General features: G+C 69.8%; 21 protein-coding genes and 1 pseudogene. 16 read left to right on the top strand and 6 right to left on the bottom strand.

The features are described 5' to 3' along the window. Positions 1 to 74 precede the first annotated feature (74 nt). Positions 75 to 374, bottom strand: a pseudogene (locus ACTOQ1_RS37935) (rhamnogalacturonan lyase); the annotation flags it as partial. Positions 375 to 1420: 1046 nt separating this feature from the next. On the opposite strand from ACTOQ1_RS37935, the gene ACTOQ1_RS37930 reads away from it, so the two are divergent. Continuing rightward, positions 1421 to 2896 (top strand): family 43 glycosylhydrolase, encoded by a 1476-nt coding sequence (locus ACTOQ1_RS37930; RefSeq protein ID WP_440072917.1) that lies wholly within the window; start codon positions 1421 to 1423, stop codon positions 2894 to 2896. Positions 2897 to 3117: 221 nt separating this feature from the next. Here ACTOQ1_RS37930 and ACTOQ1_RS37925 read toward each other — a convergent pair whose 3' ends face one another. Further along, positions 3118 to 4488: an RICIN domain-containing protein gene (locus ACTOQ1_RS37925; protein ID WP_440072916.1), complete on the bottom strand. Its 1371-nt coding sequence runs from the start codon at positions 4486 to 4488 to the stop codon at positions 3118 to 3120. A gap of 329 nt (positions 4489 to 4817) precedes the next feature. Here ACTOQ1_RS37925 and ACTOQ1_RS37920 point away from each other — a divergent pair, with 329 nt between their 5' ends. The 3 genes from ACTOQ1_RS37920 to ACTOQ1_RS37910 all read left to right on the top strand — a co-directional run bounded on the left by ACTOQ1_RS37920 (position 4818) and on the right by ACTOQ1_RS37910 (position 8964). After that, positions 4818 to 5006 (top strand): hypothetical protein, encoded by a 189-nt coding sequence (locus ACTOQ1_RS37920; RefSeq protein WP_440072914.1) that lies wholly within the window; start codon positions 4818 to 4820, stop codon positions 5004 to 5006. Between the two features lie 923 nt (positions 5007 to 5929). Beyond that, complete coding sequence (locus tag ACTOQ1_RS37915) at positions 5930 to 7843, top strand: hypothetical protein (protein WP_440072913.1); 1914 nt, start codon at positions 5930 to 5932, stop codon at positions 7841 to 7843. Continuing rightward, on the top strand, positions 7840 to 8964 hold the full coding sequence (locus ACTOQ1_RS37910) for a substrate-binding domain-containing protein (RefSeq protein WP_440072912.1): 1125 nt from the start codon (positions 7840 to 7842) through the stop codon (positions 8962 to 8964). Before ACTOQ1_RS37915 ends, ACTOQ1_RS37910 begins: the two co-directional genes overlap by 4 nt. A gap of 11 nt (positions 8965 to 8975) precedes the next feature. Here the strand turns inward: ACTOQ1_RS37910 and ACTOQ1_RS37905 are convergent, their stop codons facing one another. Then, entirely contained in the window at positions 8976 to 10874 is a 1899-nt protein-coding gene (locus ACTOQ1_RS37905; RefSeq protein WP_440072910.1) for a DUF2264 domain-containing protein, read from the bottom strand. A 228-nt stretch (positions 10875 to 11102) separates the two neighbouring features. On the opposite strand from ACTOQ1_RS37905, the gene ACTOQ1_RS37900 reads away from it, so the two are divergent. The 6 genes from ACTOQ1_RS37900 to ACTOQ1_RS37875 all read left to right on the top strand — a co-directional run bounded on the left by ACTOQ1_RS37900 (position 11103) and on the right by ACTOQ1_RS37875 (position 17953). Beyond that, the gene (locus ACTOQ1_RS37900; RefSeq protein ID WP_440072909.1) at positions 11103 to 12116 is read left to right on the top strand and encodes a hydroxyacid dehydrogenase; all 1014 of its coding nucleotides are present in this window, start codon (positions 11103 to 11105) and stop codon (positions 12114 to 12116) included. A gap of 30 nt (positions 12117 to 12146) precedes the next feature. Beyond that, positions 12147 to 13445, top strand: coding sequence for an ABC transporter substrate-binding protein (locus ACTOQ1_RS37895; RefSeq protein ID WP_440072907.1), 1299 nt, complete (start codon positions 12147 to 12149; stop codon positions 13443 to 13445). Positions 13446 to 13515: 70 nt separating this feature from the next. Continuing rightward, positions 13516 to 14451, top strand: coding sequence for a carbohydrate ABC transporter permease (locus tag ACTOQ1_RS37890; protein ID WP_440072905.1), 936 nt, complete (start codon positions 13516 to 13518; stop codon positions 14449 to 14451). Continuing rightward, positions 14448 to 15347 carry a carbohydrate ABC transporter permease gene (locus ACTOQ1_RS37885; protein WP_440072903.1) on the top strand — a complete coding sequence of 300 codons (900 nt, stop codon included), beginning with the start codon at positions 14448 to 14450 and terminating at the stop codon, positions 15345 to 15347. Before ACTOQ1_RS37890 ends, ACTOQ1_RS37885 begins: the two co-directional genes overlap by 4 nt. A 5-nt stretch (positions 15348 to 15352) precedes the next feature. After that, the gene (locus ACTOQ1_RS37880) at positions 15353 to 16021 is read left to right on the top strand and encodes a hypothetical protein (RefSeq protein ID WP_440072901.1); all 669 of its coding nucleotides are present in this window, start codon (positions 15353 to 15355) and stop codon (positions 16019 to 16021) included. Between the two features lie 480 nt (positions 16022 to 16501). Beyond that, positions 16502 to 17953: a family 43 glycosylhydrolase gene (locus tag ACTOQ1_RS37875; protein ID WP_440072900.1), complete on the top strand. Its 1452-nt coding sequence runs from the start codon at positions 16502 to 16504 to the stop codon at positions 17951 to 17953. Positions 17954 to 18284: 331 nt separating this feature from the next. Here the strand turns inward: ACTOQ1_RS37875 and ACTOQ1_RS37870 are convergent, their stop codons facing one another. From ACTOQ1_RS37870 to ACTOQ1_RS37860, 3 genes are all read right to left on the bottom strand, one after another. Further along, positions 18285 to 18716: a VOC family protein gene (locus ACTOQ1_RS37870; protein WP_440072898.1), complete on the bottom strand. Its 432-nt coding sequence runs from the start codon at positions 18714 to 18716 to the stop codon at positions 18285 to 18287. Between the two features lie 240 nt (positions 18717 to 18956). Then, positions 18957 to 19589: a DNA alkylation repair protein gene (locus tag ACTOQ1_RS37865; protein WP_440072974.1), complete on the bottom strand. Its 633-nt coding sequence runs from the start codon at positions 19587 to 19589 to the stop codon at positions 18957 to 18959. Positions 19590 to 19753: 164 nt separating this feature from the next. Then, complete coding sequence (locus ACTOQ1_RS37860; protein ID WP_440072897.1) at positions 19754 to 20212, bottom strand: MarR family winged helix-turn-helix transcriptional regulator; 459 nt, start codon at positions 20210 to 20212, stop codon at positions 19754 to 19756. Between the two features lie 91 nt (positions 20213 to 20303). Between ACTOQ1_RS37860 and ACTOQ1_RS37855 the strand changes: the two genes are divergently transcribed. From ACTOQ1_RS37855 to ACTOQ1_RS37830, 6 genes are all read left to right on the top strand, one after another. Next, entirely contained in the window at positions 20304 to 20864 is a 561-nt protein-coding gene (locus ACTOQ1_RS37855) for an NADPH-dependent FMN reductase (protein WP_440072896.1), read from the top strand. A gap of 291 nt (positions 20865 to 21155) precedes the next feature. Then, positions 21156 to 21896: an SDR family NAD(P)-dependent oxidoreductase gene (locus tag ACTOQ1_RS37850; RefSeq protein WP_440072894.1), complete on the top strand. Its 741-nt coding sequence runs from the start codon at positions 21156 to 21158 to the stop codon at positions 21894 to 21896. A gap of 204 nt (positions 21897 to 22100) precedes the next feature. Beyond that, positions 22101 to 22247 carry a hypothetical protein gene (locus tag ACTOQ1_RS37845; protein WP_440072892.1) on the top strand — a complete coding sequence of 49 codons (147 nt, stop codon included), beginning with the start codon at positions 22101 to 22103 and terminating at the stop codon, positions 22245 to 22247. Between the two features lie 254 nt (positions 22248 to 22501). After that, positions 22502 to 24817, top strand: coding sequence for a xanthine dehydrogenase family protein molybdopterin-binding subunit (locus tag ACTOQ1_RS37840; RefSeq protein ID WP_440072891.1), 2316 nt, complete (start codon positions 22502 to 22504; stop codon positions 24815 to 24817). Then, the gene (locus ACTOQ1_RS37835; RefSeq protein ID WP_440072890.1) at positions 24814 to 25740 is read left to right on the top strand and encodes an FAD binding domain-containing protein; all 927 of its coding nucleotides are present in this window, start codon (positions 24814 to 24816) and stop codon (positions 25738 to 25740) included. Before ACTOQ1_RS37840 ends, ACTOQ1_RS37835 begins: the two co-directional genes overlap by 4 nt. Continuing rightward, entirely contained in the window at positions 25737 to 26219 is a 483-nt protein-coding gene (locus ACTOQ1_RS37830; RefSeq protein WP_440072889.1) for a (2Fe-2S)-binding protein, read from the top strand. The genes ACTOQ1_RS37835 and ACTOQ1_RS37830 overlap by 4 nt, the downstream gene beginning before the upstream one ends. Positions 26220 to 26270: the final 51 nt, after the last annotated feature.

The raw sequence follows: 26270 nt of genomic DNA, 5'->3' as shown, positions 1-26270 counted from the left end.
TAAAACGATTCACTCCAGGGCCGGACGGCAGCGCTCTTCCTGCCCTCCCTGCCCCTTGTGATCGGGGCGACCGCGTACCAGGAGGCGGGCGCGCCCGCGACGTCCCGGTAGTTGGTGCTGTCGGTGACGGTGGCGATCGGGCGGCCGTCCCTGTACAGGCGGAAGGTGGCGCCGAGCATGCCGTTCCGGCCCGCTCCGGTCACTTCGGATCCCAGTAAACGCCAGCTCAGGAAGATGCCGTTCGGGGTGGTCGTGGCGACGAGACCGCGGTCGAGGCGCTCCGTCCGGATGCGTGGTCCGGCGGCGGCGGGAGTGGCCGGGAGGATGCGCGCGAGTGCGGCCAGGATCGTGAAGGCTAAGCGGGCGGCGCGCATGACGGAGTTCCTGAGGGGGATCGGAGCGGTTAAATCGATATGCCTGCTGGAGGTCATGAGCGTTGACATCGGCGGTCAAGGTCTCGGTTTCCCCGGCACTGGAGGTCGCTCTCCGGCGTCTTCGCCTCGTCGCTCCCGTACCTCGCGACACGGCCGGGCTCCATCCGCGGCTCGTACCGCACCCGACCTGGACGGCTTCCGCGACGAGACCGTCCGCGGCAGCCGACGTCCGTGCCGCCGTTGATCCCGGCCCTCCACAGGCGGCAAGAAGGAAAAGCATGAAACCTTCACGTCACCGCCGGAGAAGGTCGAAGACTCGGGGAGCGTTCACAAGGCGAAAAAGGGCGTTGTGGCCGCTGACGGCGATTGCACGCTCGCCATCCGGACTTTCCCCTCGGACTCCGAACGGGCACTTTCAGCGCGCAGGGTTGTGCGTTACCGTGCACGTCCACAGAGCCTTATCGAGCCTGTGAGGAGGACGCGTGGCCTCACTCGCCGTCGTCGTGTCTCGGCACCGGTTCGGTGAAAGTTTCACGGCATCGGCCGCGGCGTGCGGGTAATCTTCCGCGACATCCGTCCCGAGAGATGATCTACCCCGAAAGGGTGTACGACAGACTTCCACGATGCCGGGACGCGGCCGGATAAACCGTCGACGCGCTCGCAGGCCTCGGCCTTGATGAGTGCGCCGGTGTAGCGACGGCGCGACGAGGGGGAAGCCGCCTCCCTGGCGACCGGGAAGCCCGTGGTCGCGATGGGTGAGTGTGACGGCGCTGCGCGCCTTCGTGTTGTTCCGGCGGATCCCGAGCGTCCCTTGACGAAGGCGGCGTCGATGTTAAAACTAAGAACCGATCTCCTCACAACATCGTGAACCGCTGGTTACACAGAGGAATGTTAACGCTAACAGAATCGGCGGCAGCCCTTTGTCGACTGCCCGCACCAGAAGACCTCCGCGAACAGAACCTCGATCGCCTCCGCTGTCGAATGTTAACGCTAACAAACGCTGTGACCTGTTCCCTCTGCTGATCGTCCAGACAAGAGGACCCCCCATGAACAGACTCCCAAGCCCTCCCGTCCGACACGTCCGCCGTGGCGTCGGCGCCGCCTTCGCGGCAGCCGTCGTGGTACTGCTCGCGCTGTGCCAGTCGATCGTGGCCGCGTCCCCGGCCGCCGCGGCCGTCATCGACACCGGCGCCTCCTACGTCCTGGTCAACCGGCACAGCGGCAAGGCGATCGACGTCCCCGACCTCCCCACCGGCGACGGCGCCCCCATCGCCCAGCGGACCCGCAACGACGGCGTCCGGCAGCGGTGGCAGTTCGTCGACTCCGGAGGCGGCTACTACCGGCTGCGCTCACGCCACAGCGGCAAGATGCTCGACATCGCCTCCCGCTCCACCGCCGACGGCGCCAACGTCACGCAGTGGACCGACAACAACGGCACCAACCAGCAGTTCCGCGTCCTCGACAGCGACGCGGGGCACATTCGCCTGATCAACCGCAACAGCGGCAAGGCCCTGGAAATCTGGGAATGGTCCACCGCCGACGGCGCCCGCCTGTCGCAGTACGCCGACACCGGCGGCGCCAACCAGCAATGGAACCTGGTCAAACTCGGCGGCTCCGGTGACCCCACCACCCCGCCGCCCGCCTACCCGGGCCCCGGGTACGTGACCGGCGACATCGGCGTGCACGACCCGGAGGTGACCAAGACCCCCGGCGGCACCTACCTGCTGGCCCACACCGGCGACAACATCTCGCTCAAGACCTCCACCGATCGCACCACCTGGCGCAACGCCGGATCGGCCTTCCCCGGGGGCGTTCCGTGGGCGCACCCCTACACCGGTGGCGGCAACCACGTGTGGGCGCCCGACATCACCTACGTGAACGGGCGGTACCACCTGTACTACTCGGCCTCCAGCTTCGGCTCCCAGCATTCGGCGATCTTCCTGGCCACGTCCGCCACCGGCGCCTCGGGATCGTGGACCCACCAGGGCCTGGTCGTCGAATCCCGCACCGGCGACACCTTCAACGCCATCGACCCCAGCCTGACCATCGACGCCCAGGGCCGCTGGTGGCTGACCTTCGGCTCGTTCTGGTCGGGCATCAAGCAGATCCAGCTCGACCCGGCCACCGGCAGGCGCACCGGCAGCACCCTCACCAGCGTCGCCGGCCGAGGCGGCGGGGCCATCGAGGCGCCCACCCTCATCAGCCGCGGTGCCTACTACTACCTGTTCGTCTCCTTCGACTACTGCTGCCGGGGCGCCTCCAGCACCTACCGGATCATGGTGGGTCGCTCCACCTCGGTCAACGGCCCCTTCACCGACCGCAACGGGGTGGCGATGAACTCCGGCGGCGGCACCGAGATCCTGGCCGGCCGCGGCAGCGTCCACGGCCCTGGCCACCAGACCTATCTGGACGACAGCGACGGGTCGATCCTCTTCTACCACTACTACGCCGACAACGGCACGCCCCTGCTCGGGGTCAACAAGCTCGGCTGGGACTCGGCCGGCTGGCCCTTCGCCTACTAGCCGCCACGCGGGACCGGGACCAGGGCACGGCCTGCTTCGTCCGCGACGGGAAACACGTCCTGAGCGGCGCACCACCGCACCCCGAACGGGAAGATCGCGCGAACGCGCCACCGACCCGACACCACGGCGATCCCGCTCCCCCGACGCCGAGCACGCGGCACGTGATCGGCGCCGGGGGTGTGAGGGCCTACCGCGGATCCGCGGTCACGTCGAGACGACCGTCAGACGGCCGTGCGCGACCACTGCTGATTGGTGCCGGTGTTGCACGCGTACTGCTTGAGGATCACGCCGTTCGCGGTCGACGCGGCCGGTACGTCCACGCATTTGCCGCTGTGTCGTGCCCGGAGCTGGAAGTAGCCGCCGTTGGCGACCATCTGGAACTGCTGGTTGGCGCCGGTGCCACAGGTGTACTGGACGAGCTCGGCACCGTCGGCGGTCGAAGCGCTCACCACATCGAGACACTTTCCGCTGTGGCGGCTGACGATGCGCCAGTAGCCGCCGCCGGCGTCCTGGAACCGCCACTGCTGCCACGCGTTGCCGCCGTAGGTGTACTGGCCGACGCGCGCACCGTTGCTGGTGTTCGGCTGCTGGACGTCCATGGCCTTGCCACTGTGGCGCACATCGATCCTGTAGAACGTCTCCGGCCCTGGCGTGGGGGTGGGGGTGGGGGTGGGACCGCTGACGGTGTCGCCCCAGGCGTACCGGACCCGGTTGGCGCCGGAGCCGTTGCGGATGGTCAAGTTGAGAGTGGTGCCGCTGCCACCCAGAGCGAACATCGAGTACCAGTCGTAGCCGATGGTGCCCGTCTTGCCGCCGAGGGCGGGCCAGTAGGTGCCGCCCATCTGGTTGTCCCGCATGACCTGGGCCATGGCGCGGATGTAGCGCACGAAGTTGTCGGTGCTGTTCGCGTCCGCGTAGTTGAGGCCGGTGGACATCGGCGCGCCGAACTCGGTCGCGACCGCGCGGGAGGCGCAGTTGCCCAGACGCGTTTGGATGTGGCTTCGGAAGTCGTCGTAGGTCATGGCGCCGTAGAAGAAGGCGTAGTAGTGGAAGGACAGCAGCGTCGAGTTGAAGCGGCTGTCGTTGCAGATGTCCCGCAGGTCCTGGCTGAAGCCGGTGCCGCCGATGAGCACCCGGCCGGGCACCGCCGAAGTGTGATAGCTGAGCCAGTTCGCCGCGACGTTGCGCCAGTCCGCCGACGAGTAGCCGTGCGGCTCGTTCATCGGCTCGAAGTAGACGTTGCTGTTCGAGCCGTACGTGTTGGTCACGCTGGACCACATCGTGTTCCATGCGGCGAGGTTCGTGATCCTGCCGCCGGAGGCGGCGCCGTCCTCCCAGTAGGCCAGGATGACCTTGAATCCGCGCTCGGTGGCGGCGTCGATGGCGCCGCGGTAGGCGTTCCACCAGGTCGTGTTGGCCACGGTGTGAGTGTTGATGGGCAGCCGGACGGTGTTGACCCCCATGAGGTATTCCATGCTGTCGTAGAGCGAGTTGGCCTTGGCCCGAACTGTCGCGTTGCTGTCGGACTGGCTCAGGCCCTGCACGACCAGCGTGCCGGTACTGAAGTTGTCACCCAGCACCGCCCAGTTCATGCCTCGGAATTGCCTGGTGTCGGCATTGGCCGGCGGCGCGGAGACGACGAGGCTTGTCACTGTGGCGAGCGCGGTCGCCACAAGGGCGATCAGTAACCGGCGCGACGGCCGAGTGCTCCGCGATGGTCCTGATGAGTACCCATCGGACGCCATGATCGGTGCCATGAGATGTCCAATCACTAGATCTGAATTCCTGGGTCAAGCTCTCGGCAGGAGTGACGACCGGGTTGTTCTGGTTCAGGGGCATCCGGTGGAGACCGTCGGAGCTCACCGCCAGGTGGAGGGCGTGGTTGTCACCGGACTGGTTCGGCGACTCTTCGAGGTGGCCCATGACATGGGCCGAATGCATGGCCGCCGAGGCTGACGGCGCCGCGGCGATGTGGACGACGCCGCTCAGCACGGCCGTCGGCTACCTGCCGGTGGCGGCGATCTTTGACGTGGGGACACCGCGGGCGTCCTTTCCGGGAATCGGTGAGGAGACGGCGAGGGGCGACATCACCGCCGCGCACTCACGGTGAGGCCTCAGGGGCGACGGGGCGCGTCAACGGGCGCACGAAAAAGTGTTAACGCTAACATTTATGCATGAACCTCGCCCCGGCGAGCTTGGCAATGGGGCGATGATTCCCGATGAAGGGCCGACGGTCGGGCCGCATTCATGTTTCTGTTGCATTTCCGCAAAGTGTTGGGGTTCACAAGCGGGATGTCAACATCTCGCTACGAGAAATTCATCTCCGCACAGCCGGCATCCCGTGGCGGCGGCGATGGCGTGTAGCGCCGGCCTCCGGTCACAGACGGGCATATCGCCTGTTCAACCCCCTTCGGTGCCCGGCGGCCGGCGGCCTGGGTCGTCGTGCCGGCCTTCGGGTCACGGGCCGGAAGGTCCGGTGCGGTCGATGACAGCGGGTATTGACCGCACTCATGTGAACGCACACACTGGTGCGATGTCGACGTAGCCCGCCGCCCTGTCGCGGTCACGGGCCGCGCTTCGCGCATTGAGACCTGCGTTGTTATCGCGTTCCAATAGTCATGTCCGATTACGTTGACGCCCACGTGATCGCGGCAATGGTGCCGCCCGTGCCTCTGTGCCGACGAGCCGCGTGGCGTCGCCTTCCCCGTCGCCCGGCCCGCCCGATCGTGCCCGGTCTCCGAGGGTCGCCGTCGCCGAAGGTGGCCGCGCCCCGGCGTCTCACCTCGTCACCCGGATCGGGGGCGTCAAGCGGATCCGGCCACCGCCCCCGTCGTTCCTCGCCTGCGGACCCCCGCGACGGACCCGCGAGCGGCCCGTCCGCTTACCTGCGGCATCGGTCCACGGTTCCGACCGCGGTAGCCCCCCGAGGTGATCGCATGAACGTCGGATTTGATCGCTTTACCGGTGAATTTTGCGAAGGGATCAACTTCGATCAGGTTCGATCGGTACTATGAGGGGGTCCTAAGGAGGAGCATGACCAGTACGGCGATCGGCCCCGCCGTTCAGCTCGCGAAGAGCGTCGCTTCAGGCCCGCTGCTCGGCAAGTGGGGGACGCTCGCCTCGCCGGGCGCGCTGATCGGCATCCTGGCGCACCCCGACCGCGCTCTGTCCCCCTCCTCTCCGCGCGGCGAGTCGCCGCCGCGGGCGCTGGAGCGCGTGCGGGAGCGGGCGGAGGCCGAGCGCGGGTCGCCGTGGGCGCAGCCGCTCGCCACGCAGTACGCCAGGTACTTTCAGGACGGCGACCGCACGGTCTACGAGGGCGGCGTGTTCGCGCGCCAGGAGCGGCTCACCCGAGCCGTGCTCATGGCCGCGGCGATCGGGTCGGACGAGTGGCTGGCCGAGGCCGCCGACGGGATCGTTCTGCTGTGCGAACAGAGCTCGTGGTGCTGGCCCGCCCATGAGGAGTCCTGCCGATCGCGGGGCACGGTGTTGCCCGACCCGGCCGCCCCCTGCCTCGATCTCGGCGCCGGTGACGTGGCCGCCCAGCTCGCCTGGGCGGACCACATGCTCGGGGAGCGGCTGGACGAGCGATTCCCCGGGCTGCGGGATCGCCTCCGTGCCGAAGTGCGGTGGCGGGTTCTGGAGCCGTTCACCCGGCGGCGCGACTGGCACTGGCTGGGCCTGGACGGCCGCGTGCACAACTGGTGCCCGTGGATCTGCGGCAACGTGCTCGTCGCCGCGCTGCGTCTGGCCGAACCGGGAGCGGAGCGGGCTCTGCAGGTCGCGCTGGCGATCGAGGGCCTCGACCGCTACCTGGCGGCACTGCCCGGCGACGGATCGGTGGACGAGGGCTACGAGTACTGGTGGAACGGTGCCTGCCGTGCCCTGGAAGCGCTTGACGTGCTGGAGTACGCCACGTCCGGGGAGCTGAGCGCGGTCGACGTGCCGGTGGTGCGCGAGACGGTGCGGTTCCCCTACCGGATGCATCTGGGCGGGGCGTGGTATGTGAACTTCGCCGACGCCCGCGCGCTGCCGCCCGCCGGGCAGCCCTGGCACGTGCTGCACCGCTGGGCGCGGCGGATCGGCGATCCCGACGGGGTGCGGCACGCCGCCGCCCACCGCCCCGGGACCGTCGCCCCCTCAGCCGAGCTGGGACGGGCACTGAGCGAGCTGGCCGACACCACCTGGCTGGAGGCCGGCCCGGCCGAACCGCCGCTGGTGGCCTCGGCATGGCTGCCCGGCACGCAGGTGGGCGTCGCCCGCCCCGCCCGCGGTACCGAGCGAGGTCTCACCCTCGCCGTCAAGGGCGGCCACAACGACGAGAACCACAACCACAACGACGTCGGCTCTGTGATCGTCGCCGTCGACGGGGCACCCGCCGTGGTCGACGCGGGGCGGCCCACGTACACGGCGCGGACGTTCGGGCCCGACCGGTACGCGATCTGGACGATGCGAAGCGGCTGGCACAGCGTGCCCGAGGTGCGCGGCACTCCACAGGGGCAGGGCGCGTCCTTCGCGGCCGGGGACGTCACGGTGGCCGACGGACCGGACGCCTTCCAGCTGAGGCTCGACCTCGCGGGGGCCTACCCCGTGGAAGGGCTTGAGCGGTGGTGGCGCACGGCCAGAATGGACCGGGTGGCCGGTAGCGTGACGATCGAGGACTCCTGGGCCTTCACCGACGCGGGCCCGCCCAGCGAGGTGCGGTTCCTGCTGGCCGGTCAGGTGCGGCAGGAGGGGCCGGGGCAGGTGACGATACGGCCGCCCGGCGGGAGCCGGTCCGCGGTTCTCTCCTGGGATCCGGAGCGTGCGGCCGGGTCGCTGGCCGAACGCGAGCTGGACGATCCCCTGCTCGTCGCGGTGTGGGGCGACCGGCTGACCAGGCTGCGGCTGGAACTGCCCGGCACCGCGAGCGGATCCGTCCTGGTACGCATAGAGGTGCGGCCATGACCGTGTCCGACTCGCCGACCCCGATGCCTGACGAGCGCCGTACCCAGATGGTCGAGTTGCTGCGGCGGCGCGGCCCCGTCCGGGCTACGGATCTGGCCGACGAACTGGACGTCTCGGTCATCACCATCCGCCGTGACATCGCGTTCCTCGCCTCGCAGGGGCTGATCCGGCGGGTACGGGGCGGGGCCATGCCGCACAGCGACACGCCCGCCGAAGAATCCGGTAAGGAGGCCTCGCCTCAGCCGGTCGCCGAGGAGAGCGCCGGCGACCGGCAGCGGCTCACCATCGGGATGGTCGTGCCGTCGCTCGACTACTACTGGCCGGAGGTGATCCGTGGCGTCCGCGAGGCCGCCGCGGCGGCCGGGGTCAGGGTCGTGCTGCGCGGCGCCACCTACCAGGCCGCCGACGAGCGGCGGCAGTTGTCAGGGCTGATGGACCTCGTCGGCGTGGACGGGCTTCTGGTCGCGCCGACCACCACCGGTGACGACGGCGAGGAACTGGTGCGCTGGTTGCGGCAGGCGCCGGTGCCGGTCGTGCTCATCGAACGGGCCGTCGCCACCGGACCGTACAGGGAGGCCATGGAGTCCGTTGTCAGCGATCACGCGCTGGGAGCGGCCATGGCCGTGCGCCACCTGGCGGCGCTCGGGCACCGGCGGATCGGGGTGATCACGACCTTGCACAGTCCGACCACACCGCACGTACGGCACGGATGGCGGCAGGCGTGCCAAGAGCTCGGTCTCGAGCTCGACGGCACCCCGGACATCACCACCGTCGACCAGCGCGACCCTGAATGGATCAAGGTCATGGACCAGGCCCTCGGCTCGTGCCTCGACACGGGCACCACCGCGCTGCTGGTCCACTCCGACCCGGAGGCGATCAACCTCGTGGAACGGTGTCAGGAGAGGGGCATCCGGGTGCCCGCGGACCTGGCGGTGGTCACCTACGACGACGAGATGGCGGAGCTGTGCGACCCGCCGCTGACGGCGGTCCGCCCGCCCAGGAGAGCGATCGGGCGCGCGGCTTTCTCCCTGCTGCTGGCCCGCCTGACGGATCAGGATCCACATCGGCCGACGCATCGCGTGGTCATCGAGCCTCGGTTGATCGTGCGCTCCTCCTCCTGAGGAAAGGCTGTTCAGGACAGAAGGGACATGGGGTCCAGTATGTCTTTGACACCGTCCGCCCAGGTGAGCTGGGCGGACGCGTTCGCCCAGCTCACCTCCGGAGGTGCCGACGGCATGTCGGAACCGAGGTGAACGCGGGCCTCGTACCATCTGCCGGGCTCGGCGGTCGCGCTGGTGCCGCACCAGGGGACGAGGGTCCGTGCCGACAGGGGGGTGGCGTTCTCGGCGAGCGTCACGTCCGACAGGTCGAGACCGGGGCCGGGGAGGATGCGGGAGATCACGTGTGACGATGGGGTGGCGGCGGGGACGGGCCAGCCACCCAGGCGAAGCGGGGCCGCGCACGTGGGCGAGACGAGGACCAGACGAACCTCCCAGGGGCCCCGCAACGCCGACAGGACCGTGATCCAGGGTCCCAGGACGGCGGCACCCGATCGGCCGTAGCCGTGGTCGGCGGTATCGGGGTCCGGGTCCACCCAGTGGGCCCGCCAGCGGGAGGCGCCGACGGCGGTCCCCGTCGGCAGGCGGTCCACGAGGAGGGTGTCGAAGCCGGTGCGATGGCTGGGCCGGCCGTCCGGGTCCAAAAGCGTGACCGACTGGTCGAGAGGGTCTCCGGCGTGCGGGCCGGCCAGGATGGGCGAGGTGGCGCTGGAGTATCCGAGGCGGGCGTACAGCGGCGAGTCCGTGCGGTGGTCGCCGGGGGTGGCGTGGTCGGTGCCGTGGTTGACGACGCGCACGACGCCGTCCGCGCGGGTGCCGGAGACCAGCCAGCCCGGTGACCGGATCACGAGCTGGAAGTCCTCCCGCTCGACCGGCAGCGGTTCCTCGACCGAGGTCCACACGGGGTGATCGGCGGGCAGCGCCAGCCCGTACAGGCCTTTGGCGGCCCAGTAGGGGGAGCCGGTGCCGGAGTACGACTGGGCGATCGGCCGCCAGGGGCCGTGCCAGCCGAGTGTCAGGACTCCGTCGTCGTCGGGGCTGCCGTGCTCGGCGAAGTGGCGGGCGATGCCGGAGGCGGCGCGGCGCAGGAGACCCGGCGCGGGGGTCGCGACACCGGCCCGCGCTCCCGCCCAGAACTGGGCGGCGGCCGCGAACCGGTAGGTGAGGCTGCGGCCCTGTACGAGCGGAGAGCCGTCCGCGCCCACCAGGTGGACGGCGTCGTGGAGGTAGCGCGTGAACCGGGACAGGTAGGCGGTACGACGGGTGTCGGCGGCCGGGTCGCCGGCCGCCATCTCGGTCCACAGCAACGGGTAGAAGTGGAGTGCCCAGCCGACGTAGTGGTCGTAGCCGCGCCGCTCGCCGTCGGAGTACCAGCCCTCCTCCCGTACGAACCCGTCGGTGAGCGCGAGCCCGGCCTCGACGTCCCGACGTGAGGACGGGCCGCCCACCGAGGCGAGGAACTGCTCGACCACGAGCTGGAACCAGATCCAGTTGATCGGCGGATACGCGGCGCCGACCGCCGGGGCCAGGTAGCCGATCACTCGCTCGCGCACCCCGTCGTCGAGGCGGTCCCACAGCCACGGGCGGGTGAGGTGCAGCACCAGTGCGATGGAGGCGGCCTCGACCTTGGCCTGGTCATGCTCCTCCAGCCGCACCCATCGCTCGGGAGAGCCCGGATCGGTGCCGGCCGCCAGGCCGCGTGCGTACCACTCCAGGTAGCCGTGCGGGTCACGGCCCCCCTCCCCCGCCACCCGGAAGCCCGCGGCCAGGAATGTCCGGGCGAACCCTTCCAGCGCGTCGACGTCCGGCCCGTACCCGCCGGGCTCGCCGGGAAAGGAGATCCGCGCGTGCGAGGGGGAGGCGTGTCGCCGTGCGGACAGCAGCAGACGGTCGGCCAGAGCGGCCCAGTGATCTCTGGTCCAGCCGGTGTAGGGCGAGAGCCGCCGGTCGTCCAATTCCCGCAGCCAGCGCATCGGGCCTCCTGTCGCGACTCCGAACGAAACCCCGTGATGCTGGCACCGCCTCGACGACCACGTCAAGCGGCAATGAATCAAAAGCGTTCATACTGATCATCGTCGACGGTCTTCAGGATTCTCAGATGATCGTATTGATCATATTAGCGTTAACAATCTATTGACCTGATTGAAACGATCGGTCATGATCGGCGGCACTGGCAAGCACTGGCTGGCGAGAGGACCGGTGTGAGAGACCGACGATCACAGGCTCTGCTGGTGATGGATCCCGTGCACGTCGACGTGCAGTTCCAGGAGCCACAGCTGCGGCGGTTGCGCGATCTCGTCGAGCTCACCGACCCCATGGCGACGGCGGACCTCGACGATCCGCTCGTGCGCCGCCGGTTGCGCGAGGTCGAGGTGCTCGTGACCTCGTGGGGCTGTCCTCCGCTCACCAAGGAGCGGCTGGACTGCGCGCCGGAGCTTCGAGCGATCTTCCACTGCGCGGGGACGGTGCGCCCGTTCGTCACCGACGAGGTCTGGCGGCGCGGGCTGCTGGTGACCAGCGCGGCGGACGAGAACGCCGTCTCGGTCGCCGAGTTCACCCTCGCCGCGATCATCTTCGCGGGCAAGAAGGCCCCGTTCCTGGCCCAGGACGCGCGCAGGCACCGCGACGACTGGTCCTACCTGGAACGGCGGGGGGAGCTGTCCAACCGCGGGCGCACGATCGGCGTCGTCGGCTTCTCACGAGTGGGCCGCCGGGTCGTCGAAAGGCTGTGCAGCCTGGACGTGGACATACTGGTGTACGACCCGTACGCCGACGCCGCCAAGGTCCGTGAGGCAGGCGGCCGGCTGGTCGGTCTGACCGACCTGCTGCCGCGCTGCGACGTGCTCACCCTGCACGTCCCGGAGCTTCCCTCCACCCGCCACCTCATCGGGGCGCCGGAACTCGCCCTGCTGAAAGACGGCACGACCGTCATCAACACGGCGCGCGGCACCGTCCTGGACACCGCCGCCCTGGAGACCGAGTGCGCGAGGGGACGCCTGGACGCGATTCTCGACGTCACCGACCCGGAGCCGTTGCCCGCGAGCTCGCTCCTGTACGACCTTCCCAATGTCATGATCACCCCCCACATCGCCGGATCCCTGGGATCGGAGACCCGGCGAATGAGCGAGAGCGCCCTCGACGAACTCGAACGTTACCTGTCCGGCCGGCCGCCGCGTGCGGTGGTGACGGCCGACGAGTTCGCCGTGAGCGCCTGAGCCCGGCTTCAGGGAAAGGAAACCCGACCGATGTTCAATCCCCTTCCACCCGCCGGCACCCGGACGCGGCGCCACGTCGTGAAGGCCGCGGGGATGACCGTCCTCGCGCTCGTGATCGCCGCGTGCGGCGGCTCCGGCGAGCCGGCCGAGGGCGGCGGACCCACCACCCTCACCGTCACCGTGTGGAACCTCGCCAAGACCCCCGAGTTCACCGCGCTGTTCCAGGCGTTCGAGAAGGCGAATCCGGGCGTCAAGGTGAAGCCGGTCGACATCCTCGCGGACGACTATCCGGAGAAGGTCACCACCATGCTCGCCGGTGGCGACAGGACCGACGTGATCACGATGAAGAACGTGACGGACTACTCGCGCTACTCCAGCCGCGGGCAGCTCCTCGACGTCACCGATCTCGCCACGTCGGCCGACGCCTCCAAGCTGGCGGGTCTGGAGGCCTTCAACGTCAACAACACCTACTACGCGCTCCCCTACCGCCAGGACTTCTGGCTGCTGTACTACAACAAGGCCCTTCTCGACAAGGCGGGCATCACGCTCACCGGCGCCCTGACGTGGGACGACTACGCCAAGTACGCCCGGCAGCTCACCCGGGACGAGGACGGCAAGAAGGTGTACGGCGCCTACCACCACACCTGGCGTTCGGTGATCCAGGCGATCTCCGCGGCGCAGACGGGCGGCGACCAGCTCGGCGGCGACTACACCTTCTTCACCGACCAGTACACGATGGCCCTGGACCTGCAGAAGAGCGAGGCGGTCATGGACTTCGGCACCGCGAGCGCCCAGCAGGCCGACTACAGGAACATGTTCGGAACCGGCTCGGCGGCGATGATGCCCATGGGCACCTGGTACATCTCGGGCATTCTGGAGGCCAAGAAGAAGGGCGAGAGCAAGGTCGACTGGGCGCTCGCCCCGATGCCGCAGCGGGCGGGCTCCGGCGAGGTCGTCACCTTCGGTTCCCCGACGGGATTCGCGGTGAACAAACGGAGCAAGTCCGCCGACCTCGCCAAGAAGTTCGTCCAGTTCGCCGCCGGTAAGGCGGGCGCGGAGGCGATCGCCCAGGTGGGCGTGGTGCCGGCGCTGCAGGATCCGGCGATCACGGAGGCCTACTTCAAGCTCGAGGGCATGCCGTCGGACGAGCTGTCGAAGAAGGCGTTCGAGCCCGGCAAGGTCGTGCTGGAGATGCCGGTGAGCGACAAGAGCTCCGACGTCGACACCATCCTCAACGAGGAGCATCAGTTGATCATGGTCGGTGAGAAGTCGGTCGCCGACGGCACACGCTCGATGGGCGAGCGCGTCAAGAACGAGGTCCTCAACTAGGACGGCCACGGCGGGCTCCGCGGCCCGCCGCCCGTCCACCCGGCCTGCGAAGAAGTCACGAAGGACGACCATGGCCCATGTCATGCCGCAGCCCGCGCCGACCGAACCGGGCGAACCTCGGGTGCCCCACGGCGGCCGGGCCTGGCGCGACACCCTGATCGGGTGGAGCTTCATCCTGCCCAACTTCCTGGGCTTCGCCCTGTTCACGCTCGTCCCGGTGATCGCGGCGTTCGTGCTGGCGTTCATGGACTGGGACTCCTACGGAACGCCCGAGTGGGTGGGGCTGAGCAACTTCGAACGGTTGTGGGGGGACGAGAACTTCCACGTCGCCCTTCGCAACACGTTCTACTACGCGCTCGGCCACATCCCGCTGACCCTGGTCGCCTCCCTCGCCCTGGCGCTGGCGCTGAACCGGCGACTGCGCGGGGTGAACTTCTTCCGCACCGCGGCGTTCTTCCCGTACATCACCTCCCTGGTCGCGGTGGCCGTGGTCTGGAACATGCTGTTCAACCCGACGGCGGGGCCGATCAACCTGCTCCTGGAGGCGATCGGCGTCCAGGACCCCCCGCGCTGGGTGTCGAGCACCGACTGGGCGATGCCCGCGGTGATCATCACCAGCGTGTGGCGCGACATGGGCTACTACATGGTGCTCTACCTGGCCGGCCTGCAGACCATCCCCAGGGAGTACTACGAGGCGGCCACGGTGGACGGGGCCAACGCCTGGCAGCGGTTCTGGGGCATCACGTTGCCCTCGCTGCGGCCCACCACCTTCTTCGTGCTGGTCATGCTGACCATCCAGAGCTTCAAGGTGCTGGACCTGATCGTGGTCATGACCGGAGGCGGCCCCGGTCGCAGCACCCTCGTGCTGGCCCAGCTCGTCTACCGGGAAGGCATCACCGAGGGTCAGTTCGGCTACTCGTCGGCGATCGCGCTCGTGCTGTTCCTCATCGTGTTCACCGTGACCATCGTCCAGTTCCGGATCAACGAACGGAGAAACGCGTCATGACCACGTTGCGCGATGCTCCTTCGGCCACCGTGCCGCCGCCGCGACACGCCGGGAACACCGGGTCGCCGGGCTCCCGGCACCCCGCCGCCCGCAGGACGCTGGCCTACCTCGGGCTCGTCGCGGTGACGTTGCTGACGCTGGTGCCGTTCGGATGGATGCTGTCGGCCTCGCTCAAGCGCGACAGCGAGGTCCTGGCGATCCCGATCGACTGGATTCCGGACGAGCTGCGCTGGTCGAACTTCGTGGAGATCTGGGAACGCGTGCCGATGGCGACGTACCTGGGCAACTCACTGTTCCTGTCGGCCGCCATCACGCTCCTGCAGGTGCTGACCGGCAGCTTCGCCGCCTACGGGTTCTCCAAGGTCCGCTTCCCCGGGCGCGACGCGCTGTTCCTGGGCTACCTCGCCACCATCGCGGTGCCGTGGCAGGCCTACATGGTGCCGCAGTACATCATGATGCAGCGGATGGAGCTGACGGACACGTACTGGTCGCTCATCCTGCTTCAGGCGTTCGGCGCGTTCGGCGTGTTCCTCATGCGCCAGTACTACATGTCGATCCCGGACGAACTGTGCGAGGCGGCCAGGATCGACGGGCTCAGCGAATACGGCATCTACCGGCGGATCATGCTCCCGCTGTCGAAGCCGGCGCTCGCCAGCCTGGCGCTGCTGACGTTCGTCAACACGTGGAACGACTACATGGGGCCCTTCATCTACCTGACGAGCAACGACCTGTGGACGGTACAGCTCGGCCTGCGCTCCTTCGTCGGCCAGTACGAGGCCGAACACGCGATGATCATGACGGGTGCGGTGCTGTCCGTGCTGCCGATCCTGGTCCTCTTCCTGTTCGGGCAGCGCTACTTCATCCAGGGCGTCGCGACGAGCGGGCTGAAGGGGTGAGCCCGATGCGCGACCTGCTGCGTCCGGCCCGGCAGGAGACGTACGAGAAGGTCTTCGGCATGGTTTACGTCGGATTGACGACGAACCTGCTGCTGGCGATATCGTGCGCCCCGCTGCTGGTGGCGCTGGCCCTGGTACGGGATCCGTCGGCGTCATGGCCGTTCTTCGCGGCGCTCTCGGCGGTGTGCGCGCCGGCGCTGGCAGGCGCGTTCCGGTGCTTCGCCCTGCTCGACGAGGGGTCGACGGCGGTGTTCGCGGCCTTCTGGGACGGTTACCGGCGGGCGGCGGTGCGTGCGCTGGTCACCTGGCTGACGGGCGCCGCGGTGGTGAGCGTGCTCGTGGTGGACGTCATGGTGGTCGGCCGCACCTCGTGGGGTCCGGCGCTGCTGCCGTTCTTCGTCACGGCGGGCGCGCTGGTCGTGGCCACGACGGTGACGGTGCTGATCGTGGTGGCCGAATCGTCGCGTCCGGTCCGCGGCCTGGTCCTGCCGTGCCTGTACCTGGTGGCGCGTCGCTGGTATCTGACGCTGCCGACGCTGGCGGTGCTGGCGCTCGCGGTCGGCATGGTGCTGCTCAAACCGGTCGTCGGCGTGCTGCTGGGATTGGCGCCCCTGCTCTATGCGGCCTGGGCCACGAGCCGGTTCGTGGCCCTGCCGCTCCTGCCGAGACCTTGACCGGCCTTCGCTCCCGATCCACGACACCGGTACGGCGGGGGTGGCCGGCGCCTCGGCGAAGCGCTGCGGCTTCGCGCGGCGCGCGAACCGCGGTCTTCCGGAAAGGGGGACGAGTGCGACACGATGATCAGCCGCACGCCTTGCCAGGCCGTCTCACCGTCGCGAACGCATTCCGATCGCCGCGGTGTCGCCGGACCCGAATCGCGTGCCGTCCATTGACCGGGGGCCCCTCGCCGGGCTAATAATGCGCCTACGCCCGAATCACCATTACCGCGCGGTCACCGTGAGATGTTAGCGCTAACATTATGGAGGTATCGGAATGCGCACATATCAAAGGGCCTCGGCCGCGTTGTTCGCCGTTGTCATGGCCCTCGTCATGGCACCGGTGGCGGGCCCACCTGAAGGCGTCCACTTCGGTCTCCGCCTCCGACGCCTCCTTCGCCGTGACCTCTCCCCCGGCCTGACAGAAGGATGACCCTGATGCCCCCACCGCACGCGCGCCGCGCCCTGGTGACCGCCCTGGCCACGCTGCTCGCCGTGATCGCCGGCCTGCTCTCGCCGATCGCGGCCCACGCCTCACCGCCCGCCCAGTACACCAACCCCCTGGCCGCCCAGCGCGCCGACCCGCACATCTTCCGCCACACCGACGGCTACTACTACCTCACCGCGACCGTCCCCGAGTACGACCGCATCGTGCTGCGCCGCGCCACCACCGTCCAGGGCCTGGCGAGCGCCCCCGAGACGGTCATCTGGCGCAAGCACACCAGCGGCGAGATGGGCGCCCACATCTGGGCGCCGGAGATCCACTTCATCAACGGCAAGTGGTACGTCTACTTCGCCGCCGGCCGGGCCGACGACGTCTGGCGGATCCGCATGTACGCGCTCGAAAGCTCGGCGGCCAACCCCCTGACCGGCACCTGGACCGAACGCGGCCGGATCACCACCCCTTGGGACACCTTCGCCCTGGACGCCACCACCTTCACCGCGAACGGCGTGCGCTACCTGCTCTGGGCCCAGCAGGAGCCGGGCATCTCCACCAACTCCAACCTCTACATCGCCCGCATGGGCGCCAACCCCTGGACGATCACCGGCGCCACCACCCGCCTCACCGTGCCCACCCTGGCGTGGGAGACCCGCGGCTACAAGGTCGCCGAGGGCCCGGCCGTGCTCCAGCGCAACGGGCGGCTCTTCCTCACCTATTCCGCCAGCGCCACCGACGCCAACTACTGCCTCGGCATGCTGACCGCCTCCGCCTCGGCCGACCCGCTCAACGCCTCCTCCTGGACCAAGAGCGCCAACCCCGTCTTCGCCAGCAACGCCTCGACCGGCCAGTACGGCCCCGGCCACAACTCCTTCACCGTCTCCGAGGACGGGCAGAGCGACATCCTCGTCTACCACGACCGCAACTACCGCGACATCAACGGCGACCCGCTCAACGACCCCAACCGCCGCACCCGCGTCCAGAAGATCTACTGGAGGGCGGACGGCACTCCCGACTTCGGCATCCCGGTCCCCGACGGCGCGACCCCCGTGCGGCTGATGTCCCACGACACGCCGGGCTCGGCTATACGCCACTGGGACTACCGGGCCCGCCTGGAGGCGAACGTCTCCCCGCTGGCCGACTCCCAGTTCAGGATCGTCACCGGCCTGTCCGGCTCGGGCACCGTGTCGCTGGAGTCCACCAACTTCCCCGGCTACTACCTGCGGCACCGCAACCACGAGGCCTGGGTGGAGCGCAACGACGGCACGAGCCTGTTCAGGGCCGACGCCAGCTTCACCCGCCGCACCGGGCTCGCCGGTTCGGGCACGGTGTCGCTGGAATCGGTCAACTTCCCCGGCTACTACCTGCGCCACCGCGCCGGTCAGGCGTGGGTCGAGCAGAACGACGGCACCACCGCCTTCCGGGGAAACGCCAGCTTCGTCCTCGAGTGAGGCCCGGACGGGAAACACGAATATGAGAAAGAGGGGTGACAGCGGCGCACCCCTCTTTCGGCTCTCTTCCCGGGGCGCCGTCCGGCCGGTGTCAGGGGCTCAGCAGTTTGAACGTTTCACCCCGCGAAGTGGACTGCCCCTTTTTGGGAACAGATCAGCGCATCAGGGGTATCGACCTCGATATGGTTTCCCGTTGGTCGAGGGGGAAAAGCGCCCAGGCGCGCTGAACCGCACCGCCGTGCGTGCCGGCAGCCGAGTACGTGATCGACCGTGGTCAGGCGTGCCGGGGACGGACCCGCGGCCCGCGCCGGCTCCCCGGTTGTCCTCCGCGTCAGGAGGCGAAGACCTGGGAGTCGTCGGCGAACGCCTTGAACTCCAGGGCGTTGCCCGCCGGGTCGAGCAGGAACATCGTCCACTGCTCGCCGGTCTGCCCCTCGAAGCGGACATAGGGCTCGATGACGAATTCGGTACCCGCCGCGCGCAGCCGTTCGGCGAGCGCGCGGAACTCCGGAATCGTCAGGATCAGGCCGAAGTGCGGCACCGGGACGTCATGGCCGTCGACGGGGTTGTGCACCGGCCGGGCACGGCCGGGCGCCAGGTGCGTGACGAACTGGTGGCCGCGCAGGTTCCAGTCCACCCAGGTGTCCGCGCTGCGGCCCTGCTCCAGGCCCAGCACCTCGCCGTAGAAGTGGCGCGCGGCGGCCAGGTCGTCGACCGGCACGGCCAGATGGAACCTGGGGATCGGGGAGTCGAGAACGGTCATGGGCGTGGGCTGCCTTCCTGGACGCGGGCCGGTGGACCACCGGGCCCGAAGCGGTTGTCCCAATGGTGACACCAGGACGACGGGGAGAGTCCGCCGGGCAACAGCGGAGGGTGGCTCCGGTCCCCGCACCTGCGAAGCCGGCCGCCGCGTCGGTGACCTGACCGAGCAGCAACGCCGCTATCTGCTCGATGCCATCACCAAGTGACCGCCGGCCTCGGTGGGTCTTGTCTTCCTGTCGTGCTACCGGCGCACCATCTCGGCGATCCAGATGGGCGCGAACGGAGACGTGCAACCCGGGGAGGTCGGGTAGTCCTTGAGCACCTCCAGGCGCTCACCGATGTCGATGGCACGGGCGCGGTGCTCGGCGTGCTCGATCCCGATCTGCGCCAGGCAGTGGTTCATCGCCCACTGCAGGCGATCCGGGGCGTCCTTCATCTCCGCCTCGATGACGTCGAGCAGCCCCGCGAGGTCGAGGACCTCGGGCTTCCTCGCCACGCGTTCGGTGGTCAGCGCCCAGGCGGCACTCGCGACCACCGGATCCGGATCGGCCGTCCAGGCCAGGCGCAGCTCTTCGGAGTGCGGGCTCTTCTTCACCACGTAGTTCACGAGCCAGTCGTGCACCTTGGGCGTGCGCGCCTCGCGCACCATGGCGTCCAGTTCGTCACGCCCGAACGCCTTAGGGCGGCAGATCAGGATCGCCAGCAGTCTCGCCGCGCTGTCGTCCGTCTCCCAGAGCCGGCACGCGAGCTCCTGCTGCGTCTTCAGCCGCTTCGCGAGCGCGCGCAGCTTGCCGAGGTTCACACCGTGATCGTCGCCGTGTCTCTCGTTGACCTCGCGAATTCTCGGGTCCGCGAGTTCGGCCAGCTCGGCCATCACCTCGGCCACCATCGTCTGGGCCACCTCAGCCTTCCCTCCATCGCGTGCGAGATCCAGCCTACGGCGGAAGCCGGCCTCCCGCCGTATCCGCCGGTTCGGCGGCGGGCACCGACACGAGATCCCGCCTCTTCGCACACCCGCGGCAGTTCCCGGCACCCGCCTCAGTCGGTGATCGGGACGTGCTGAAGCGCACGGGCGAGCCGGGCGAGATCGACGCCTTCGAGGTGGTCGAGAAAGTGCCGGCGCACGCTGGCCAGGTTGCTCGGCCACGCCCGTTCCAGGCGGGCGAGGCCGGCTGCGGTGAGGACGGCGCTCCACCCGCGGGCGTCGTTGTCGCACCTGACCCGTTCGATCATGCCCTGACCCTCCAGGCGGGTGACCACGCGGGTCATCCCGCTCAGCGAGAGTTCACAGGCGACCGCGAGCTCGCCCATCCGCATCTGCTTCTGCGGCGTCTCGGACAACCGCATCAGGGCCGTCCACTCGATGAGCGGCAGCTGTTGCTCGCGGGTCATGTCGGCGTCGATCGCGCGGGGCAGCGCGTACATCAGGCGAGGCAGCGCACGGATCAGCGCCTCCTCGTCGGGGGTCAGTGGCTGCAACGGCCGCTCTGTGGTCATGGACACATCCTATTTGCTTCACGCAGCAAGCACTAGTACTTTCCTTTCTTGACGAAGCAACCATCTACCGTCAGAGAAGTGGAGTACGCCGATGACCAAAATCGGGATCATCCTTGGCAGCACCCGTCCCGGACGCAACGGGGAGGCCGTCGCCCGCTGGGTGCACCAGGTCGCCGCCCAGCGGACCGACGCGGAGTTCGAACTCGTCGACCTGCTCGACTACAACCTCCCGCACCTCGACGAAGCGATGCCGCCGTCGTTGGGCCAGTACACCCAGCCGCACACCCTGCTGTGGGCGAACAAGATCGCCTCGTTCGACGGGTTCGTCATCGTGACGCCCGAGTACAACCACTCGACGTCAGGCGCGCTGAAGAACGCCATCGACTTCCTGTACGGCGAGTGGAACAACAAGGCCGTCGGGTTCGTCAGCTACGGCTCGGCCGGCGGCACGCGCGCGGTGGAACATCTGCGCCTGATCGCAGCCGAGCTCCAGATGGCCGACGTGCGGAACCAGGTGGCGCTGTCACTCTTCACCGACTTCGAGAACTTCAGCGTGTTCAGGCCCAACGACTTCCAGCGTGAGTCGCTCACCGCGATGCTGGGTCAGGTCGTGGCCTGGAGCACGGCGCTCGCGCCGATGCGCGCCCGCTGAACACCCCGCCCCGAACCGATCCGACGAGGGCGGACATCACGACCGACGCGTGCGAGCCGGCCACGTCGGGCGGCACGGACATCGCGAACCGCCCTGCGACGGCGTCCATGAACCGCGATCGGGGCCGGTTCATGGACCTCGCGACCCCGGTGACGGCGAAGTGCCGCCGGCGGCGGGCATCCTCGGGGCCGATCGTGACGAAGGCCGTCCATCCCGGTCGGCTCGCGCGGTCGTCACCCGGACGAACCACGGACCAGGAGGAGCTCCATGGGAACGCTTGACGGGAAGGTAGTGCTGATCACCGGCACCGCGGGAGGTCAGGGCCGCGTCGCTTCGCTGATCTTCGCGAGAGAGGGCGCGAAGGTCGTCGGGTGCGACATCCAGGCCGACGCCAACAACGAGACGGTCGAACTCGTACGTCGCGGCGGCGGTGAGATGACGGGCATCGCACCGGTCGATCTCACCGATCCGGAGCAGGCGCGGCAGGTCGTCGAGGACGCCGTGACCGCCTACGGCGGCCTCGACGTTGTCTACAACAACGCGGCCCTGCAACGTTTCGGCCCGATGCCGGATTTCCCGGTCGACGACTGGCGGGTGGCCATGGCAGGCGAACTCGACATCCCCTTCTTCGTGTCGAAGTTCGCATGGCCGCACCTGGTCCGGCGCGGTGGCGGCGTCATCATCAACGTCGCGTCCATGGCCGGCATGATCGCCGGCGAGGTCCCTCCGATGGTCGCGCACACCGCGGCGAACGCGGGCGTCATCGGCATGACGCGACAGCTCGCGCTCGAGGGTGCGCGCCATGGGATCCGCGCGGTGGCGATCAGCCCCGGGCCCGTCCTGACTCCGGCCAGTGACCGCGATCTCGGCGACGACCAGGCGGCCCGGGACGCGGTAACCGGCAAGACGCTCCTCAAGCGGTTCGCCCGGCCCGAGGAGATCGTCGAGGTGGCGGCCTTCCTCGCTTCCGACCGGGCGTCGTACATCACCGGCGCCAACTACCCGGTCGACGGCGGCGCGACCGCCTGGTAGCTCCACCGGGAGGTTGCGCGAACCGGACCGCCGGCTGAAACGCTCGAACCTCTCGCTGCCCGTTCACAGCTCGGCCGGGCGTCGGCCGAGGCTCGTCCGAGACGGTGGGAACGCCGACGGCCGCACACGCCGGCCCGGGCGGAGAAGATCGCGTCGTTCGACGGTTTCGTCTTCGTCACGCCCGAGTGCACCCCCCTCCACCAGGTGTGGCAGCACTACGAGAGCACCTACTCGCAGCTGTACGCCTTCGGGAACCACGGGTGGGACCAGGTCATGGCCAACGGCGGCGGTCTCGACTCCGCCCGGCTCCCCCTCGGCCCTTTCCCCTTGCCCGCTCCCCCGCGGAGGTGATCGGCGACCGGAGAATCCCCCGGCCATCGAAACCCGGGAAAATCATCTCAAAGTTCCCTTCAAGCCAGCAAAACCCCATCAAATCCACATGTACCGTTGATTCAGTACGTCTCATTCACGCACCCGGTGCGTCCACGAACGACTCGCGCCACCTGCCATCCGGCGGCTCACCACGAATGCCCTTCGCCCCCCACGCATCCCACTGGAAATCGACCGAACCATGCGATGACATGCGCGGCGCGGAGGTCTTGGTTGTGGAGCAATGGTCAAGGCGTGAGGACGAACGGCTGCTCACCGGTGAGGGCCGCTATGTCGCCGACATGGACGTGCCGGGTTGCCTGGACGCCGTGTTCGTCAGGAGCGACGTCGCGCACGGCGTACTGCGCGAGGTGGACTGCTCCGCCGCCTTCGAGGTGCCGGGAGTGGTGGGAGCCTGGTCCGCCGCGGATCTCTCCGGGATGCCGCCCTGCGCGCGGTCGGCCGCCGTGCTGCAGGACCTGCCTCCGGTTCCGTACGTGCCGCTCGCCCAGCTGTCCACGGAGGAGGCCGTGGCCGGCCGGGAGTGGCCGGTGCTGGTGAGGGACCGGGTGCGCTACCCGGGCGAGGCGCTGGCGGTGGTCCTGGGCGAGGACCGCTACCGGGCCGAGGACGGGGCCGCCGAGGTCACCTTCCGGATCGATCCGCTGCCCGCGGTGGTGACGCCGTCCGCCGCCGCGGAAGACTCCGTCCGCCTGTTCGACGGGCTGAGCAACGTCGCCCTGCTGGGGGAGGCCGGGAAGCCGATCGAGGAGTCGGTGTGGCGGGAGGCGGCGGTCGTGGTGGAGGGCCGGTACCGCCAGCAGTTGCTGATGCCCATCCCCATGGAGTGCAGGACGATCCTCGCCGTGCCCGAGGGAGACGTGCTGACGGTGTGGTCGGGCCATCAGGCACCGCATCGGTTGCGCCGGGAGCTGACCGCGCTGCTGGGCCCGCGGGTCGAGCGGGTGCGCGTGGTGGTGCCGGACACCGGGGGCGCGTTCGGGTCGAAGAGCGCGACCTTCCCGGAGTTCGTCGCGGTCGCCTTCCTGGCGGTGGAGCTCGGGCGTCCCGTCCGGTGGATCGAGGACCGGCTGGAGTCCATGATGGTCGCCACCCGGGGCCGGGGCCAGGACCAGAGGATCCGGCTCGCCGCCGACGCCGACGGGCGCCTGCTCGCGTACGAGCTGAACATCGACGCCGACATCGGCGCCTACCCCCACCTCGGGGTCGGGCTGCCCATGCAGACCGCCTGGATGGCGACAGGTCCGTACACCACCCCGCGGGTGCACGCCACCGTCCGCTCGATGCTCACCAACACCATGGTGACCTACCCCTATCGAGGCGCGGGGCGCCCCGAGGCGGCGATCGCGCTGGAGCGGTCGATGGACACGCTGGCCCGCCGGCTGGGAATGGACCCGGCGGAGCTGCGGCGGCGCAACTTCATCCCGCCCGGGGACTTCCCCTACGAGACGCCCACCGGGCGGCGCTACGACAGCGGGAACTACTCCGCCGCGCTCGACCTGGCGCTGGAGACCCTCGGCTACGACGGATGGCGGGCCGAGCAGGCCCGCCGCCGGGCGGACCCGGAGTCCCTCCCACTGGGGATCGGCCTGTCCTGCTACGTGGAACGCTCCGGTGGCGAACCAGGGGGGCTGCACGAGTTCGCCGGCGTCGAGGCGCACGAGGACGGCACGGTCACCGCTCGCTGCGGCACGGCCTCCAGCGGCCAGGGCCACGAGACGGTCTTCCCCGCGCTGGTCGCCGGGACCCTCGGTGTCGACGGTGCGCGGGTCCGGCTGGTCGAGGGCGACACCGACGAGCAGCCGGACGGGGTGGGCTCCTTCGCCAGCCGGTCGGCGCAGGTGGCCGGCGCGGCGCTGCGGAACGCCGCCACGCTGCTCGTCGAGGAGGCGCGGACGCGGGCGGCGGCCCTGTGGGAGGTGCCGGAGGGGGAGGTGGCGTGGTCCGACGGCACCGTGCACACCGTCCACGACGGCTCGGCGACGATGGACCTGGCCGAGCTGGTGAAGGCGACCGGGCCGATGCGGGTGGGCGGCCGGTTCGAGTCGGGCATGGCGTTCCCGTTCGGCGCCCACGCGGCGGTGGCGGAGGTCGATCCGGAGCTCGGCACCGTGCGCGTGCTGCGGCTGGTGGCGGTGGACGACTGCGGGGTGGTGCTCGACCCGGCCATGGTGCACGGGCAGGCCTTCGGGTCGGCCGTGCAGGGCATCGGCCAGGCGCTGTACGAGGGCATCCCCTTCGGGGAGAACGGCGTGCCCCTGCTCGCCGGAGCGCTGCTGGACTACCTGCTGCCGACGTCCGCCGAGATCCCGCCCATCGAGCTCAGGGACACCCGCACGCCGAGCCCCAGCACGCCGCTGGGCGCCAAGGGAGCGGGAGAGTCGGGCTGCATCGGCACGCCGGCCGCGATCGTCAACGCGGTGGCCGACGCGCTGCGGGTGGCCGACCCCGGCCTGCTGCAGATGCCGCTCACCCCGGACGTGGTGTGGCGGGCGGCCCGCGCCCCGAAACTCCCGGAGGAGGTCCGGTGAAGCCCGCCGCCTTCGACTACGTCGCGCCGCGCACGGTGCGCGAGGCCGTCGACGCGCTCGGTTCCGGGCCGAGTGCCCGGATCCTCGCCGGCGGCCAGAGCCTCGTCCTGGAGATGCGCCTGCAGCGCATCCGCCCCGAGCTGGTGGTCGACATCAACCGCGTCCCCGAGCTCGACCACATGAGCGTCGACGACGGCACGTTGCGGGTCGGCGCCCTGATCCGCCACGCCGCCTTCGAGCGGGAGCGGGCCGTGCCGGGCCCGCTCGGCACCCTGTTCTCCCGCGCCGTCGTCAACGTCGCCCATCCGCCCATCCGCTCCCGCGGCACCCTGGTGGGCAGCCTCGCCTGGGCGCACCCGGCCGCGGAGTGGTGCGCCCTCGCCCTCGCCCTCGACGCCGGCATCGAGGTGCACGGCGCCGGCGGCCCACGCGAGATCGCGGCTCGCGACTACTTCCTCGGGCCGTTCCTGACCTCGCGCACGCCGGACGAGCTCATCACCGCCGTACGGTTCCCGCTGCTCGCCGACGACACCGGCGTCGGCTTCGCCGAGCACCGGCGCACGCACTTCTGCTTCGCCCAGGTGGCCGTGGCGGCGACGCTCACCGCACCCGACGGGGTGATCACCGAGGCGAGGATCGGGCTCGTCAACTGCGCCGACCGGCCGGTACGGGCCCGCGCCGCCGAGCAGGCGCTGATCGGCGCCGAGATCACGCCCCCGGCCGGACGCCGGGTGCCCGGCGACCACCCGTTCGCCCGCGCGGGCCGCGTCGCCGCCGAGCAGGACGCCGCGCCCCTGCCCGAACCGTACGCCGACGTGGAGTACCGGCGCCAGGCCGTCGCCGTCCTGGTCGGCAGGACCCTGTGCGAGGCGGCGAGGGATCGGCTGTCACGGACCGGCACGTCCCAAGGAGGCCACCGATGAGGATCACCATCACGGTGAACGGCGAGGAGCGCGCGCTCGACGTGGAGCCCCGGCGCGTGCTGGCCGACGTGCTGCGCGAGGACTGCCGCCTCACGGGCACGCACCTGGGCTGCGAGCACGGCGTCTGCGGGGCCTGCACGGTGCTGGTCGACGGCGAGGCCGTCCGGTCGTGCCTCATGCTGGCCGTACAGTGCGACGGCGGCTCGGTGCGCACCGTCGAAGGGCTGTCCGGCCCCGGCGGCGAGCCCCATCCGCTGCAGCGGGCCTTCTCCGCCGAGCACGCCCTGCAGTGCGGTTTCTGCACGCCGGGCTTCCTGATGGTGGCCGCCGGGGCGCTGGAGTCGGACCCCTCCGTCGGCGACGCCCCGGAGCGCGTCGCCGCCCTGGTCGGCTCCAACCTCTGCCGGTGCACCGGTTACGAACCCATCCGGCGCGCGATCGCGCGGGCCGCGAGCGAGTGGCCGCAGACCCCGTCCTGAGGCGACCTCCGCCGGCTCTGCGGGCGAAGGTGACGATCGAGGAGGGCAAGA

The sequence above is a fragment of the Streptosporangium sp. OZ121 genome (assembly GCF_051918885.1).
Classification (GTDB): domain Bacteria; phylum Actinomycetota; class Actinomycetes; order Streptosporangiales; family Streptosporangiaceae; genus Streptosporangium.
This window is presented reverse-complemented; position numbering and strand designations above follow the sequence as displayed.

What these genes read in the sequence shown, in the direction of transcription:
- ACTOQ1_RS37930 (WP_440072917.1), top strand. Translation starts at nt 1,421, where the DNA reads ATGAACAGACTCCCAAGCCCTCCCGTCCGACACGTCCGCCGTGGCGTC.
- ACTOQ1_RS37925 (WP_440072916.1), bottom strand. Translation starts at nt 4,488, where the DNA reads ATGAACTGGGCGGTGCTGGGTGACAACTTCAGTACCGGCACGCTGGTC.
- ACTOQ1_RS37920 (WP_440072914.1), top strand. Translation starts at nt 4,818, where the DNA reads ATGACATGGGCCGAATGCATGGCCGCCGAGGCTGACGGCGCCGCGGCG.
- ACTOQ1_RS37915 (WP_440072913.1), top strand. Translation starts at nt 5,930, where the DNA reads ATGACCAGTACGGCGATCGGCCCCGCCGTTCAGCTCGCGAAGAGCGTC.
- ACTOQ1_RS37910 (WP_440072912.1), top strand. Translation starts at nt 7,840, where the DNA reads ATGACCGTGTCCGACTCGCCGACCCCGATGCCTGACGAGCGCCGTACC.
- ACTOQ1_RS37905 (WP_440072910.1), bottom strand. Translation starts at nt 10,874, where the DNA reads ATGCGCTGGCTGCGGGAATTGGACGACCGGCGGCTCTCGCCCTACACC.
- ACTOQ1_RS37895 (WP_440072907.1), top strand. Translation starts at nt 12,147, where the DNA reads ATGTTCAATCCCCTTCCACCCGCCGGCACCCGGACGCGGCGCCACGTC.
- ACTOQ1_RS37890 (WP_440072905.1), top strand. Translation starts at nt 13,516, where the DNA reads ATGGCCCATGTCATGCCGCAGCCCGCGCCGACCGAACCGGGCGAACCT.
- ACTOQ1_RS37885 (WP_440072903.1), top strand. Translation starts at nt 14,448, where the DNA reads ATGACCACGTTGCGCGATGCTCCTTCGGCCACCGTGCCGCCGCCGCGA.
- ACTOQ1_RS37880 (WP_440072901.1), top strand. Translation starts at nt 15,353, where the DNA reads ATGCGCGACCTGCTGCGTCCGGCCCGGCAGGAGACGTACGAGAAGGTC.
- ACTOQ1_RS37875 (WP_440072900.1), top strand. Translation starts at nt 16,502, where the DNA reads ATGCCCCCACCGCACGCGCGCCGCGCCCTGGTGACCGCCCTGGCCACG.
- ACTOQ1_RS37870 (WP_440072898.1), bottom strand. Translation starts at nt 18,716, where the DNA reads ATGACCGTTCTCGACTCCCCGATCCCCAGGTTCCATCTGGCCGTGCCG.
- ACTOQ1_RS37865 (WP_440072974.1), bottom strand. Translation starts at nt 19,589, where the DNA reads ATGGCCGAGCTGGCCGAACTCGCGGACCCGAGAATTCGCGAGGTCAAC.
- ACTOQ1_RS37860 (WP_440072897.1), bottom strand. Translation starts at nt 20,212, where the DNA reads ATGACCACAGAGCGGCCGTTGCAGCCACTGACCCCCGACGAGGAGGCG.
- ACTOQ1_RS37855 (WP_440072896.1), top strand. Translation starts at nt 20,304, where the DNA reads ATGACCAAAATCGGGATCATCCTTGGCAGCACCCGTCCCGGACGCAAC.
- ACTOQ1_RS37830 (WP_440072889.1), top strand. Translation starts at nt 25,737, where the DNA reads ATGAGGATCACCATCACGGTGAACGGCGAGGAGCGCGCGCTCGACGTG.